Source organism: Aurantimonas sp. C2-5-R2 (genome assembly GCF_036549495.1).
Classification (GTDB): domain Bacteria; phylum Pseudomonadota; class Alphaproteobacteria; order Rhizobiales; family Rhizobiaceae; genus Aurantimonas; species Aurantimonas coralicida_A.
Map to the genome: position 1 here is coordinate 1 of NZ_JAZHLJ010000080.1, position 13949 is coordinate 13949.

Annotated in this window: 11 protein-coding genes, 8 pseudogenes and 1 other annotated feature; of the genes and pseudogenes, 6 read left to right on the forward strand and 13 right to left on the reverse strand. The window is 59.7% G+C overall.

Features of this window, described 5'->3' with window-relative positions:
• Positions 1-60: 60 nt before the first annotated feature.
• Positions 61-363 (reverse strand): annotated as a pseudogene (locus VQ044_RS20725) (SulP family inorganic anion transporter); the annotation flags it as partial.
• 74 nt (positions 364-437) lie between these two features.
• Positions 438-490, reverse strand: a sequence feature (sul1 is cis-regulatory element that is thought to sense ions involved in sulfur or methionine metabolism; They are found in Alphaproteobacteria).
• A gap of 257 nt (positions 491-747) precedes the next feature.
• Between VQ044_RS20725 and VQ044_RS20730 the strand changes: the two are divergent.
• Together VQ044_RS20730 and VQ044_RS20735 are read left to right on the forward strand one after the other, a co-directional pair.
• Positions 748-905 (forward strand): annotated as a pseudogene (locus VQ044_RS20730) (IS5/IS1182 family transposase); the annotation flags it as partial.
• A 12-nt stretch (positions 906-917) separates the two neighbouring features.
• Positions 918-1063 (forward strand): annotated as a pseudogene (locus VQ044_RS20735) (IS3 family transposase); the annotation flags it as partial.
• A gap of 14 nt (positions 1064-1077) precedes the next feature.
• On the opposite strand, the pseudogene VQ044_RS20740 reads toward VQ044_RS20735, so the two are convergent.
• The 7 genes and pseudogenes from VQ044_RS20740 to VQ044_RS20770 form a co-directional block, all read right to left on the reverse strand.
• Positions 1078-1411, reverse strand: a pseudogene (locus tag VQ044_RS20740) (IS66 family transposase); the annotation flags it as partial.
• Positions 1412-1461: 50 nt separating this feature from the next.
• Positions 1462-2328: a hypothetical protein gene (locus VQ044_RS20745; RefSeq protein WP_327649334.1), complete on the reverse strand. Its 867-nt coding sequence runs from the start codon at positions 2326-2328 to the stop codon at positions 1462-1464.
• 32 nt (positions 2329-2360) lie between these two features.
• Positions 2361-2987: a methyltransferase domain-containing protein gene (locus VQ044_RS20750; RefSeq protein WP_327649332.1), complete on the reverse strand. Its 627-nt coding sequence runs from the start codon at positions 2985-2987 to the stop codon at positions 2361-2363.
• Positions 2984-3541 (reverse strand): class I SAM-dependent methyltransferase, encoded by a 558-nt coding sequence (locus tag VQ044_RS20755; RefSeq protein WP_327649330.1) that lies wholly within the window; start codon positions 3539-3541, stop codon positions 2984-2986. Before VQ044_RS20755 ends, VQ044_RS20750 begins: the two co-directional genes overlap by 4 nt.
• 143 nt (positions 3542-3684) lie before the next feature.
• The gene (locus VQ044_RS20760; RefSeq protein WP_327649329.1) at positions 3685-4422 is read right to left on the reverse strand and encodes a spermidine synthase; all 738 of its coding nucleotides are present in this window, start codon (positions 4420-4422) and stop codon (positions 3685-3687) included.
• Positions 4423-4795: 373 nt separating this feature from the next.
• Entirely contained in the window at positions 4796-5383 is a 588-nt protein-coding gene (locus tag VQ044_RS20765) for a macro domain-containing protein (protein ID WP_327649328.1), read from the reverse strand.
• 38 nt (positions 5384-5421) lie between these two features.
• Positions 5422-5646: a hypothetical protein gene (locus VQ044_RS20770; RefSeq protein ID WP_327649326.1), complete on the reverse strand. Its 225-nt coding sequence runs from the start codon at positions 5644-5646 to the stop codon at positions 5422-5424.
• 626 nt (positions 5647-6272) lie between these two features.
• Here VQ044_RS20770 and VQ044_RS20775 point away from each other — a divergent pair.
• The 3 genes and pseudogenes from VQ044_RS20775 to VQ044_RS20785 form a co-directional block, all read left to right on the forward strand.
• Positions 6273-6687 (forward strand): annotated as a pseudogene (locus VQ044_RS20775) (transposase); the annotation flags it as partial.
• Positions 6688-7092: 405 nt separating this feature from the next.
• A complete protein-coding gene (locus tag VQ044_RS20780) occupies positions 7093-7677 on the forward strand; it encodes a hypothetical protein (protein WP_327649324.1) in 585 nt (194 codons plus the stop codon).
• Positions 7678-7709: 32 nt separating this feature from the next.
• The gene (locus VQ044_RS20785) at positions 7710-7853 is read left to right on the forward strand and encodes a hypothetical protein (protein ID WP_327649323.1); all 144 of its coding nucleotides are present in this window, start codon (positions 7710-7712) and stop codon (positions 7851-7853) included.
• 170 nt (positions 7854-8023) lie between these two features.
• Here VQ044_RS20785 and cobS read toward each other — a convergent pair whose 3' ends face one another.
• From cobS to VQ044_RS20810, 5 genes and pseudogenes are all read right to left on the reverse strand, one after another.
• On the reverse strand, positions 8024-9025 hold the full coding sequence (gene cobS / locus VQ044_RS20790; RefSeq protein ID WP_327649322.1) for a cobaltochelatase subunit CobS: 1002 nt from the start codon (positions 9023-9025) through the stop codon (positions 8024-8026).
• Positions 9026-9462: 437 nt separating this feature from the next.
• Positions 9463-10238 (reverse strand): annotated as a pseudogene (locus tag VQ044_RS20795) (IS5 family transposase).
• Between the two features lie 193 nt (positions 10239-10431).
• Positions 10432-11019, reverse strand: a pseudogene (locus VQ044_RS20800) (SIR2 family protein); the annotation flags it as partial.
• A gap of 63 nt (positions 11020-11082) precedes the next feature.
• A pseudogene (locus VQ044_RS20805) lies at positions 11083-12712 on the reverse strand (peptide chain release factor 3).
• Positions 12709-13050 carry a hypothetical protein gene (locus VQ044_RS20810; protein WP_327649319.1) on the reverse strand — a complete coding sequence of 114 codons (342 nt, stop codon included), beginning with the start codon at positions 13048-13050 and terminating at the stop codon, positions 12709-12711. The pseudogene VQ044_RS20805 and the gene VQ044_RS20810 overlap by 4 nt, the downstream one beginning before the upstream one ends.
• Positions 13051-13457: 407 nt before the next feature.
• Here VQ044_RS20810 and VQ044_RS20815 point away from each other — a divergent pair, with 407 nt between their 5' ends.
• The gene (locus VQ044_RS20815; RefSeq protein ID WP_327649317.1) at positions 13458-13892 is read left to right on the forward strand and encodes a GGDEF domain-containing protein; all 435 of its coding nucleotides are present in this window, start codon (positions 13458-13460) and stop codon (positions 13890-13892) included.
• The last annotated feature ends 57 nt before the right edge of the window (positions 13893-13949 follow it).

Below are 13949 nucleotides of genomic sequence, written 5' to 3' on the forward strand. Positions count from 1 at the left end.
CCGTCTGGATCAATCCGCCCAACAACAAGCTCCAACTCCAAGCTTAATCTATCGCTCCGGCTGTCTCACATTCGTTGACACGCTCCGGGCGAGCAGATATTCGAGGCCGTGGTCGCGGACCAGCGTGATCATCAGGACTGCGGTGGCAGCGGTGGCAGCGGAGATCATCCCGGGGCGGCCGCCGAAGAAGGAGATCAGCACGGCGATGGAGAAGGAGGCGTAGAGGCCGACCTTCGGGTCGACGCCGGCGATGATGGAAAAGGCGATGGCTTCGGGAATGAGAGCTAGGGCGACGACGATCCCGGCGAGGAGATCGCCGCGGACGTTCCCGAACCACTCGCGGCGGAGCGTTTCAAAATTCATGATGACTTTTTGCTTGATAAGCGTATCGAGCGCGCCGCTCTAAGACGGGCCAGGGTGTAGCGATCCGCTGTTGGGATTGGCTGGGGGATCGGCGCCCAGCATAGCCACCCAACTGAATGGGTCCGTGCCTACCACTGGTGCCATTTCGCAGATGCGAGATCAACTCAAAAAACGAAAGTGGTGGCGGAAATCTTCCATCCTGGCTTCGAGCGGACTGACTGAGGGAATGTCAGCTTGAGAGTGCATATTGAACGAGTTAGGGAGAGGTGGCTCGATCAGACTGTTTGAGGTAGCAAATCAGTCTCCTTTGAGTGCAGGCAACGGGGGCTCTGATGGCGCGACTTTCTGGCTAACGACGAGGCACGGGCAGCGATAGAACCTCATATGCCGAAGAACCAGCCGGGTGCACGGCGGATCGACGACCGGCGCGTGATCAGCGGCATCCTGCATGTGATCAAGGTCGGCAGCCGCTGGCAGGATCGTCCGAGCGAAGACGGCCTGGCTACACCCCCCTAAACCGATGGTCGCGTCGCCGGATCTGGACCGACATTCTCGAAGCGCTGGTCTCCACAAGTGTCCTGAGCCGGGCGAAGGCGAACGCCGCCATCGGCCGTTACATCGACGGCTTCTACAATCCCCTCCGGCGCCATTCGGCGCTCCACTTCATCAGCCGCTTCAGTTCGAGAGGCTGGCCGCGTAAAACCAAAAACGCTTTGTTGGTCGCTTCGACCATGCCGGGCCAGAAGGCGAAGGTGAGAAGCTGATCGCGGGCACGCCGGAACTTGTGCTGGATAGCGCGGGCGAGATCGCAGGAGGACGACGTGGCCAGGATAGCGTCGAGACTTCGCTCCAGCGCACGGCGCTTGGCGGCGATCGTTGATGCGGCGAGTGTCTCGACACCGTCGGCCAAGACGAAGGCCCTTCGCAGCCAAAGCCTGAGCCGCGAGGGCAGGACGTCATCGCTTGCCTCGTCGGCGTAGGCGACGTCGCGGGCGAGATGGGCCAGACAGGTCTGGTGCGCGTTGGCATGTCCCTGTTGCGCGACATAGGCCTGTCTGCTCGAAAAAGGTCCGGAAGCGGTATTTGCCTTCGAGCAGATCATCGGCCAGCGTCTCCATCCTGATTTCGCCGACCTGCTCCTCTCCCAGTTCGGGCAGCACGTTGCCGATGTAGTCGGCAAAGACCCGATTGGGCGAGATGATCAGGATGTCCTTCGAGCTCAACGTGTCCTTGAAGCGGTAGAGCAGAAAGGCAATGCGATGCAGGGCAATGGAGGTTTTGCCGGAACCCGCCACGCCCTGAATGATGAGCGTGTGCGCTTCTGCGTCGCGGATGATGGCGTTCTGGTCGCGCTGGATCGTCGCGACGATATTCTTCATGCCTTCGTCGGATGAGCGGCCCCAGCTCCTGCTGCAGCACGTCGTCCACGATGTTCACGCCGGATTCGAACATGAACTCCATGCGCCCGTCGCGGATGCGGAACTGACGCTTCAATTCCAGCCGCCCCCGGACCTCGCCTCCGGGGGCCTGGTAGCGGGCCGGGCCGATCTCATAGTCGTAGAACATGGATGAAACCGGCGCGCGCCAGTCGTAGACGATCGTCTTGCCGGTCTCCTCGTCGCGAAAGTCGTGAACGCCGACATAGATCGGTTTGGCCCCGGACTTGTCATCCCGTTCCCGGGCGAAATCGAACCGCCCGAAGTAAGGCGATTTCCGAAGTTTAAGAAGCTTCCGCTGCTGCTCGCGCAGCACCTCCGCCGACAGCATTTTTTGTTCGATCGCTTGGCGCATTGCGATCTTGTCGATGTGGTCCAGATCGCGCCGCGCCTCCCACATGTCGGTCTTGTTCTCCTCGATCTCCCGCGCGTAAGCATCGAGGCGCGAACCGATGGTCCGCAAATTAGTCTGAATGCTCTGCTGGCAGGTTCCCAGCCGGGAATGTTCTTCGATTTCGGCAGAGGTCATCTTCGATCTGGTTGCTTCTGGTTTAATCATCCTCAGGCGGCGAGTTGATCGCCGGAACAGGCAGCAATGTCGAACACCGCCATTTGACTCGCGCCTCCGAGGGCGGGATGACGGCCTGCAATATCGTGGAAGACCACGTCGTAACCGTTTCGCGCAGCGACACCGCATGCCCACCGCCGGAATCTGGCGCGATCCCACTCGAAACGGTGATCGGGATGGCGAAACCGGCGAGACGGCACGCCGAGCAGCGGATTGAATTCCGCGTTTGGCGTCGTGATCACGACGGTTTGCGGCCGCATCTCGGCAAACACGGCTCGCTCCATGACCGAAAGCCGTTCAGGGTCGACGTGTTCGATCGTCTCGATCAGGATAGCGCAGTCGAATCCCGAAAGCGCCGCCCCGCCGTCCATCATCGAGCCGTGGATGAGATCGACCTTCGCCGTGTCTCCCCCTTTCAACGCGTCGAGGCGCACACGAAGGCGACCGAGAGCATCTCGGCACAGATCGACGCCAACAATCCGTTCGATCTGCGACTCCGTCGCCAGGCGCGTGAGGAGATCACCATCGCCGCAACCGAGATCAAGAACGGTGCAGGCACCGCTGTCGCGAATGACTGCGCGCGCGGCTTCCAGCCGCTGTTCATGCAGCCAGGTGGTCACTCTGCGCCTCCCGACTCCGCAGGCCTGCGCATCAGCGCCACGTCCTTGACGGGCACGTCGCAGGACCAATTGCGGAAGGCCGTCAGATACCGCATCGTCTCCTCGCGGTAGAAAACGACGTGGGTGGGATCCTTCCGATAATGCCAGTCGCGAAATCGGGCATCGTCGGTCTGGAAGCAGGTCATGATCGCAAGCCAGCCGCCCGGCCGAACCAGGGCCATGAGCCGGTCGAACTCTTCCGCAGGCCGATGGAAATGCTCGGCCGTCTCGGTGCAGGTGAGGAAGTCATAGGTTTGATTGAGCGGCGCTGGATCCGGGTGAAAGAAGGGGTCGAAAAGCGCAACCTCGTGGCCTGCTTCGCCCAGCATTGCACCCAGCGCTGGACCCGGCCCGCATCCATAATCGAGGCCGCGTGATCCTTCGGGCAAATGCGCAAGGAGCAGCTCAGTCAGTTTCGTCAGGAAGCGGCGGTAGCACGGATCGTCCGGATGATTCTCGTGATGCAGGTAGTGGGCGTATTCCGCCTCACGTGACGGATGTTGGCATGGATCCAAAAATCGGACTCCGCAGATATCGCACCGCCAGTAGTCCCGCCCAGCCACTGATAGGAACGGCCGTGGCGCGGGCGAGCGGCACACGGGACAGGTCTCGAGAGTTGGGAATGGCCGTCCGCTGTTTCTGGTTACTGGCGTTGCCGTCATGCCACCTCGTTCGACGTGTCGGCGGTTCGGGCAAGATAGACCGTCTGCGTGAAGGGACGGTCCTGCAACGGATTGTGGAAGGTCACCGGTTCCGCCCAGGCCTCGGCGAAGACGCTCGATAATCGGTCGGTGAAAGACTGGTCGGGCTTGTCGTTCGACCAGAGCCCGAAGATGCCTCCGGGCTTGATATGGACGGCGAGCGCACGGAACCCCTCGGGCCGATAGAAGCTGGTGCTGCGATCATCGAGCAGAGCATCGGGCGAGTGGTCGATGTCGACCAGAATGGCGTCGAAACGGCGCCCAGGCGCATCCGGGTCGAACCCGTCTCCGCCGCCGGCTATGGCAAAGAAATCGCCCTGGACCAGCCGACAGCGATCATCAGCGACGAGCTCGGGACCGAGGGGCAAGAGCTCGGTCCGGTGCCAGTCGATCACCGCGTCCAGCATTTCCACGACGATCAGCGAGCCGACCGCGTCGTGTTCCAGAACGGCCTGAGCGGTGTAGCCGAGCCCGAGCCCGCCGACGACGACATCGAGGCTATCGCCAGCGACCGCCGCGAGACCCAGCCGGGCCAGCGCGATCTCGGAGGCCGTGAACAGGCTCGACATGAGAAACTCGTCGCCGAGCTTGATCTCAAAGACGTCGACACCGAGCGACAGTTGACGCCGCCGCCGCAGGCTCAGCGCGCCGATCGGCGTCGGGCGATAATCCAATTCTTCGAAATAGACGCTCATGCGCCACGCCTTTCACAGGAAGACAGTTGTTGCCGGCTCTTATAGCGCTGCTGATCTGAAAGAGCGTCAGCATTAAGAAATCGGTTGACCTTTGAGTTTTCGACGCACTCCAGCACATACCGATCGTTGCGCTTCTCGACGATTTTCTATTCCCGCCGAGGCAACTTTGTATCTGCAAAAACTTCGCCGATCTCAAACTCCTTATCCAATGTTGATCTCCTGGCCCATTTTTACTTTTTGCCCGCGATCCGTCACTCAGCGAAAATCCGCGAACCTCAGAAGATCGCTTGGCCGGAGCCGTTCTGCTCGGCCGCGACGATTCGATATATTCCGTGTTCGATGTCGACCCGCCGCATCGTCTCTCCTTGAAGTCCTAATGAGTGAGGGTATGAGATTTGCCTAAACCGACGCTCTCGGCGCTCGCCATGGCACGCACGAGGGCTTTACAAAGAAGCTCAAGGACAAGTGCGTCGACAGTGATGAAGCGGATGAGCCGCAAGTGCTTGAGATATACGGCTTCTCGGATCGCCGCTCGTAACGACACGTCGATGCCCTCAGCCAAAGGGTAGCCGAAAGCGCCTGTCGAGATGAGCGGGAAGCCGATGGACCGAAGAGCATTGGCTTCTACCATCCAGATTGCCTGAAAGTAGCAATCTGCAAGCAGTGCTTCGGCCGGTTCATCTCGGCCGTAAACCGGACCGAGACAGTGACTGACGTTCTTGTTCGGAAGCCGAAAGGCTGCAGTCATGACAGCCTGCCCCGGTGTCAGAGGGGCCAACGGCGCGGCAGCTACCGCAAGTTCAGGCCCTGCCGCGGCGTGGAGCGCACCGGCGACACCACCTCCTGAAATCAGTTCTGCATTGGCTGCATTGACGACGGCATCGATGTCCGGTTGATCAGAAATGCTGCTGCGGACGCACTGGGTCGTGACGCTTGCGACCGCGGCTTGATGGGCAATCATCGAAGATCCTGGCTGACGATTGAAGCGGCGCTGCTCTCTCAAAAAAAGCTAGGCCGCCAAAGGAAAGAGATCTCGGTGCAGGGTCTGACTTCAACCACGTGCACCGTGCTCACAGACTTCTTCAATCGCGGGTCGTCGCGCGGCTCACGCTCCTCAATCGGCACCGGGCCCGAGCCGAAGCCGTTGAAGCCAACGTCCTCGTCCGGCTGGTCGGCATTGTGCTGCAAGGTCTGTAATGTCGCTGCGATTTCAAATTTGGTCATGCGCGTGCGATCCTCCGCGTGTTGAGAAGAGGAAAGACCATCTCGCAGAGGCCAGCGGCACGTATTGCCGCGGGACAGAGGAACGATCGGCACCGTAGCCGGAGCTGCATCGCAGTTCCGGAGCCGTGGCCTGATGCGCTGCCGACGCCTTCGCGTCGAGTGCGATTAGGTTTCTCGGCTCTTCGGGGTCCGACCACCAAAAAGGTGTGCGGGAGAATATCGGCGAGGAGCCAATGCCCCAGCGGCCGACACGCGGAACCTAGAGGATGTTGATCGGGATTGTAGAGGGGAGGTTAAAAATTTTCGAGAACCCTAGGCGAAGACCCAAGGGCGTCCGAGTGACGTGATCGCGGAAGGGGACAACGCATCTCTGGGTACGCGTTAAATTTGCTCGTCCGACCGCTCCGCAGCCTCAAATGTATCTACTGCGAGTGCTCGATCGCTTCAGTGATCGTTCGGTCGCAGCCGTCTTGCGCCTTTTGAGTTGCAGATCCCTTCGCGATTGGCCTGCCCCCTGGAAATGGAAAGTGGTCCTCCCTGGAGTATGGCTTTCGAGCCATTTGGAGGACGATGGAATGCCCCAGAAGAGACATGAGCCCGAGGGGATTGTCACGAAGCTCTGACAGGTGGACGTCCTGGTATCGCAGGGACGCGCGGTTGCCGAAGCGGTCCGGGCGATCGGCGTCGTCGGGCAGTTCACGTATTACCGCTGGCGCAAGGAGTTCGGCGGCCTGAAGGGCAATCAGGAGAAGCGGCTAAAAGATCCTGAGAAGGAGAACGAGCGGCTGCGCAAGGCGGTCTCGGACCTGACGCTGGAGAAGCTGATCCTTCGCGAGGCCGCCTCAGGAAACTTCTGAGCCCCGCCCGCCGCCGCCGCTGCATCGATCACGTCATGGCGACGTTCGATGTCTCTCGGAACGCTTCGCCTGCCGGGTTCTGGGCCAGCATCGTTCGACGCAGCGCAAGGCGCCGGCGGGACGGGCAGACGAAGCGGCGCTGACGGCCGACATCGTCGCGCTCGCCACCCAGTACGGCCGCTACGCTTCGTTCGACGAAAATCAGAATAATTTCGGTAGGTATCGTTTCGTCATCGACCTTTACCGCTTTTAAGATGAATTCCATCATTTTCAAATTTTCCAAGCACATGATCGGGAACTACCGACATCCTCCAGCGCCGCAGTCTGTTCCAGCCCGTCTAAATTTTTGCATGACGGTATTGGGAAGAACGTCGAGAAGCCGCTCGTCGTCCGTTCCCACAAGGTCGATCCTCGCCCGCATCTCGTGGCACAGCAGTGTCTCCTGTGCATCTGGCCATTGCATCGGCAGCTCCCATTTCTTCCGAATGTGGTTCTGGATTGCTTCACCAAGTTTACATGGCTTGACGTCGCACATTGTTGATCCTTCCTCTCACGGGGGTTGTCGCATACCCGGTAGCTCCCCGGTCAAATGATGAAAATCGCTGTGCTGGCGGGCGAGGAAGTGCCGGATGCATTCGGCGACCGGTTACGGCGGCTGTACGGCCGGATAACGATTGACGCGGCTGACGCGATCGTTTTGATCGCCAGCAATTCCGGTGTTGTACGAGGGCTGCACCGATTGGCCGGTCACGCTCTTCCGATTTACCCGATGAGTTGCGGGAGCCCGAGCTTCCTGACGAACGGTTTTCAGGAGGCGAATCTGGAAGCGACCATCGAGGCGGCTGAACCGGCCATTTTGCATCCGCTGCGGATGACGTGCGTCTTGTCCAACGGCGAGCGGTGCTCTGCGTACGCCTATAACGAGGTGGCAGTATTCCGCCCGACCCAGCGCATGATCAAGATCGACATAACGGTGAACGGTGGAAAACGTTTGTCGGCTTTGACCGGCGATGGCGTGCTCGTCGCAACGCCTGCCGGGAGCACAGCTTACAACCTCTCGGCTCACGGACCGATCCTTCCTCTCAATTCGGGCCTAGTGGCCTTGACACCCATTGCCCCCTATATCGCCCGCGCAACTGGCGCGGCGCCCTTCTGCCCGAGACAGATTTGGTAACGATGACACCGAGCAGTCTCGCAGACCCTTTCATGACCGCCTCGGCGGACTTCGTTCGCTTTCAGGATGTCTCCGAAGTGACCGTCGCCATCGACCCCACGATTAATGCCACGCTTCTGTTCGCGCACGGCGCCGGCCTTGCGGCGCGCCAGCTTGAAGAGCAGTTCCGCAGCTGATGGTGGGAGGGTCAGGAAGAGCTCGGGCAAATTCCCCATCGTTAGCGGGGATCCGAGATTGCGTTCCGGATCATCGTCAATGTCATCGCGGGGCCACCTGAGCGGCTGGATGCGTCGCGGCGGACCTTTGGTTTTACGTGCATGCATCATCGACGATGCTTACCTTGGGATCATCCGGCTTCTTTAGCCGTGGACCCGGTGGTGGAGAATTCAGGAAGCTCCTCCCCGAAGGCGCGCTGGTAGAACTTCTCAACGAGCGGCCGCTCCAGGTCGTCGCACTTATTGAGGAAGGTGAGGCGGAAGGCGAAGCCGATTTCCCCGCCGAAGATCTCGGCATTTTCCGCCCAGGTAATAACGGTGCGCGGACTCATGACGGTGGACAAGTCGCCATTGACGAAGGCGGCGCGCGTCATGTCGGCGACACGGACCATCATAGAAACAGTCTGACGCCCCTCCTTGGTGTCGTAGCTTCTGGCCTTCGCCAGCACGATGCCGACCTCGTTGTCGTGCGGCAGGTAGTTGAGGACCGTCACGATGGACCAGCGGTCCATCTGCGCCTGGTTGATCTGCTGGGTGCCGTGATAGAGCCCCGTCGTATCGCCGAGACCCACGGTGTTGGCCGTGGCGAAGATCCGGAAGGCCGGGTGCGGGCGGATGACGCGCGCCTGGTCGAGCAACGTCAGGCGGCCGGAGGATTCCAGCACCCGCTGGATGACGAACATCACGTCCGGGCGCCCGGCATCGTATTCGTCGAAGACCAGTGCGACGTTGTTCTGGTAGACCCAGGGCAGGATGCCCTCGCGGAACTCGGTGACCTGCATCCCGTCGCGCACTGTGATCGCGTCCTTGCCGACGAGATCGATGCGGCTGACGTGGCTGTCGAGGTTGATGCGCACGCACGGCCAGTTGAGCCGTGCCGCCACCTGCTCGATATGTGTCGATTTGCCCGTGCCGTGGAAGCCGGAGACCATCACGCGGCGGTTTCTGGCGAAGCCCGCGAGGATGGCGAGTGTGGTCGGCTTATCGAAGAGATAGCCGGCATCGAACTCGGGAACATGCTCATTGGGTTGGGAAAACGCTGGCACGGTCGAGTCGCTGTCGAAACCAAAGGTTTCGCGAATGGAGACGGCGACGTCCGGGAGCGACGCCGTTTCCTGAACCACTACATTCATCATCTCTCCATCGGCTCCGGCGCCTGCACTGCGCCTCTGGGCGTCGTGCTGCGCGTAGTTCGCTTTTGTCCATTGGTTCGACCGCAGATGGGGTCTTGTAACTTCTCGGCTTGCGAGCCTATCCGGTGGGCGATCTCGGGCGGGCTATTCCGGCGAGTAACTATGTGCTCGACGTTCCATGTTGACGAAAATGTTCCACGCGTTCGGTCAGCCTTTCCATGAACTTTAGGAGCGAGTCCGCCGGCTCATCGTGCTCGCCGCTGAGAACGCTGATGCCCCATTGGCCCAGCACAGCCTCCTGCACAGGGTTTTCGCGAGACATGAAAACGAAGGATCGTGGGCGATCTTTCTCGCGCCCTGAATCACGCCAAGTCAGCCACAAGCGGTGAAGCAGCAAACGGATGTTAAGTGTCTGAATCAGAATGAAGGTGGCGTTTTCAATGCCTTGCGAGCCGTCGGGTGAGCATGCGGATGTTTGCGATGAAGACCCAGGCCTGGGCGGAAGCGATGGTGCGTTCGAAGTCCTTTGCCAGTCTTCGGCATCGTCCCAGCCATGCGAAGGTTCGCTCCACGACCCAACGACGCGGCAGGACCTCGAAGCCCTTGGCGCTATCCGATCGCTTGATGATTTCCAGCGTGAACTTGCCGACCTTTTGCAAGGCGTGCCGCAGTTTCGGTCCGGCATAGCCGCCATCAGCGAAGATATGACGCANTGGTCCTGAATGTCGGCGGGGTGAACGACCACGCCGACCAGCAGGCCCAACGTGTCGACGACAATGTGGCGCTTGCGGCCCATGATCTTCTTGCCAGCGTCAAAGCCCCGTATTCCACCGCTTTCGGTGGTTTTGACACTCTGGCTATCGATCACGCCGGCCGAGGGGCTCGCCTGCCTTCCTTCCCGTTCGCGCGCCGCCATGACGAGTTCATTGTTGATGGTGCGCGGCAGGCCATCGTCACGCCAGCGCCAGAAGTATTTCTGCACCGTCGAGAACGGAGGAAAGTCCTTCGGCAACAGCCGCCACGCGCCGCCCGACGAGGCCAGATACAGAAGCGCGTTCACGACTTCGCGCAGATCCGTCTTGCGCGGCCGGCCGATGCGGTTCGGCGACGGCATCAGCGGCGCAATCAGCGCCCACTCCTCATCCGTCAGATCGCTTGCATAGCGCGGGCAGCGCCGCTCATAGTGCGGGCGGGTGATTTCGGTCCAGGGCATCTTGATCTCCGTCGAATCTCAGCAATCCGACAGAATCACAACCCGCTGAAATCACTCACCTCTTTTTGGAACGGACACTAAGGTCCGACACGCTGTAACCGATAAACAAGATGGTTCGACCCAACGCATCTGCCCGAAACTTTATATCGAGCGGCGAGTCGAAATGCAGGCGGTTGAAATAATCAGTTTCAGCAATGACGAGCGATTGATCGTNGTCCGACACGCTGTAACCGATAAACAAGATGGTTCGACCCAACGCATCTGCCCGAAACTTTATATCGAGCGGCGAGTCGAAATGCAGGCGGTTGAAATAATCAGTTTCAGCAATGACGAGCGATTGATCGTCTTCGAAGTCGCCGTGGAATTTTACAATTTGTGTGTCGGTGCTAGTGGCCTTGGCGATATCACGGGCGTTGACGATTTTAACATAGGGATGGCCGCTCAAGTTAAAAGCAACCTCTAGGTTATAATCGTAGTTCGTCGTATAAATAATCGGGAAATTGAGCTTTACGATCATGTTGTGGACTGGCGAATTTGCAACGTTTTGTTCCGAGACACTCCAGTGCCGGTCCATCCAGCTACGCAAAGGGCCGATGCTACCGGTCTTGATGCGGTAATACTCCGAGAGCGTCTGATAGGTCGCTTCCATGCCTGGACTCTCGGGATCAAGCTCCAATTCCCGCCGCATATGGTCGACGAGTTCTCTCCATGACGGAAGTCCCACGATCATCGACAGGCCTGCACCGGCGAAGAGGATCGCTCGCCGGTTGGCGATGGCCATTGCAAGTTCATCCAGTCGTGAAACCACCAGTCCTCCGGCGAAGGCTTGAATTGAAACCGTTGGTCAGCCGACGAGCTCCCTGACGGCGTCGAAGACGATATGGGGGTTGTGGTCGCGCGCTTGACGCAGATCCCACTCGTCTCTGGGTAGAAACACCGGCCGTTCGTCACGGTCGAGCGCCGTGTTGAGGAAGTTCTCCTCCAGGAAGGTTTGCATTTTTCGGGGACTATCGGACCGAATCCACCGTGCCGAACGGCACCGGCTCGAAGGCGATTTCCGTCTTGTACTCCGCAGCGATGCGGGACGATAGGACGTCGAGCTGGAGCGGTCCGACCACTCCGACGATCCAGTTCGACCCGATCATGGGTTTGAAGACCTGGACCAGCCCCTCCTCGGCGAGGTCCTCCAGCGCGCGCCGCAACTGCTTCACTTTCATCGTGTCCTCAAGACGAACGCGCCGCAGCACTTCCGGAGCGAAGGCTGGCAGTCCGGTAAAGCGAAAGGTCTCGCCTTCGGTCAGGGTATCGCCGACGCGCAGGGTCCCGTGGTTGGGAATACCGATGACATCACCGGCATAAGCCTCCTCAATCAGCGTCCTTTCCTGGGCGAAGAAATAGATCGGATTCGCGATGGCGATCTCCCTGCCCGAACGCACATGTTCAAGCTTCATGCCGCGTTTGAAGTGTCCGGAGCAGAAGCGCACGAAGGCGACCCGATCCCGGTGCTTCGGGTCCATATTCGCCTGTACCTTGAAAACGAAGGCCGAAACCTTTTCTTCGGCCGGATCAACTGGACCCTTATCGGACGGTTGTGGGCGCGGCGGTGGAGCATGATCGGCAATCAGCCGCAGCAACTGATCGACGGAGAAGTCGCGCAGAGCACTGCCGAAAATGACGGGGGTCAAATGCCCCTGACGGTAAGCGTCCTCATCGAACGCCGCGTAACCTTCTTTGGCGAGTTCCGCTGTTTCCCTGAAGGGCTCCAGGACGTGCTCGAAAAGGTGGTTGCGTAGCGACTCGTCTTGGACGCCACGCATGGCAAGAGAGGTGTCGCAATGCCCATTCCGGCCTTCAGAGGAAAGAAGATATTCGTCGCTAGAGAGGTCGTAGCAGCCATGAAAGTCCGACCCCATTCCCACCGGCCAGACAATCGGCGCCACGCTCAGCGCCAGCGCCTCCTCGATCTCGTCGAGGAGCTCGAACGGATCGCGCCCCTCACGGTCCACCTTGTTGACGAAGGTGATGATCGGGATATCGCGAAGGCGGCAGATCTCAAACAGCCTACGCGTCTGCGCTTCGATGCCCTTGGCCGCGTCGATCACCATGATCGCGCTGTCGACCGCGGTGAGGGTCCGGTAGGTATCTTCGGAAAAATCGCTGTGCCCGGGCGTGTCCAGGAGATTGAACGTCGTTCCCTCACGCTCGAAGGTCATGACGGAGGAGGTCACCGAAATCCCGCGGTTCTGCTCGATCTCCATCCAGTCGGACCGTGCTCGCCGTCGTTCCCCTTTTGCCCGAACCGCCCCCGCCATGGAGATGGCGCCGCCGGCTAAGAGGAGCTTCTCGGTTAGCGTCGTCTTGCCGGCGTCAGGATGCGAGATAATCGCGAAGGTGCGGCGGGACCGATATTGCGAGCAAAGAGGTTGATGCGTGACAGGGGCCGAGGCTGTGCCTCGTTCAAGAATAATGCTCATTTTTCGACTTTCCAGCCGGTGACAAACTGGCCCATCTCGCAACACAGGAGGTCGACATCCAATTGCGTGCGCGGCTGGAGAAAGACGGTGCCGTTGATGGTGCGCAGGATCGCCCTGCCGCTGCCGAAGGTGATCAGATAATCTTGGATCGCTTTGACCGTCGAATTCGAGATATTGTTTCGCAACCGATATCGAAGCATTGACGAATACCAGACCAGGTCGCCATCACGCTCCGGCACCCCGCCGAAGCCGGCGGCATTCAACACGTTGCCGTCTCTGCCATCGAAGATGCCGGTCTCAAGAACGATCTCACTCGCTTCGAACATTCTATCGGTCATTCACGCTCCCATGAGTTCAAGGAAGAGCGACGACACGCGCAGTGAGCAACCGGCCGACGAAACTCGTCGACGTGATGCTTGGACCGGCATCCCCCCAAAAAGCCGCGTTTCTGCAGCTTGGAGCGAGATGACGGTTCGCTATGCGATGCAGGTCGCATCGATCACGAGCACGCTTTCCCGCTCTTCGGGAAAAAGGCCGACCACCTAATATGGGTGTGCGGGAGATTGAGGCCCTGGCGAAACGGTGCTTCAGAAGCCTCTTGTCACAATTATAGGATCTAGGGCGGTGCTTGTGTAGCCCTGTCCTGGAAATTGTCCGCGGATGAGACGTATGCGCCGGTAGAAATCCTACAAATCTCGGGTTTCGCATCAATCGAAATGCAAGGTCTTTCGTCCATGCTGGCCTGATGTCGCTCCGGACCACGCTCAAGACTGCTGGCTTCACGTTCGCCGCATCGTCAATGGCCGCCGCGCTCTTTTGGTCTGCGTCGCGGGTTTTAGATGTCAGCGAAGGGTTCGAGAGGGAGGTCCTCCTGCCTTTCCTCGTCGCGGCGACCGTCGCGTCATGCTTTCTGTTTCCCTGGATCCGCACTACGCACCGCTTGCAGAATGTGCATGGAGAGCTCGAGCGTGTCGCGAGGACTGACATGCTGACGGGCTTGGCGAACCGGTGGGCATTCTTCAACGAGGCCGAGGCAATCTTGTCAAATCCTATGGCAGGGAGAGTATGCGCGGTCCTGATGATCGACCTTGACCATTTCAAGCTCGTCAATGATACGAAGGGGCACGCGGCGGGAGACAAGGTGCCGAGCTATGGCGGAAACTGGGTGATGACGGTTTGAGAAAGGCGGCGTATCGGGGCGGGTGTCGAAGCCTGCCCGAACCTCCAGAGGAGCGAT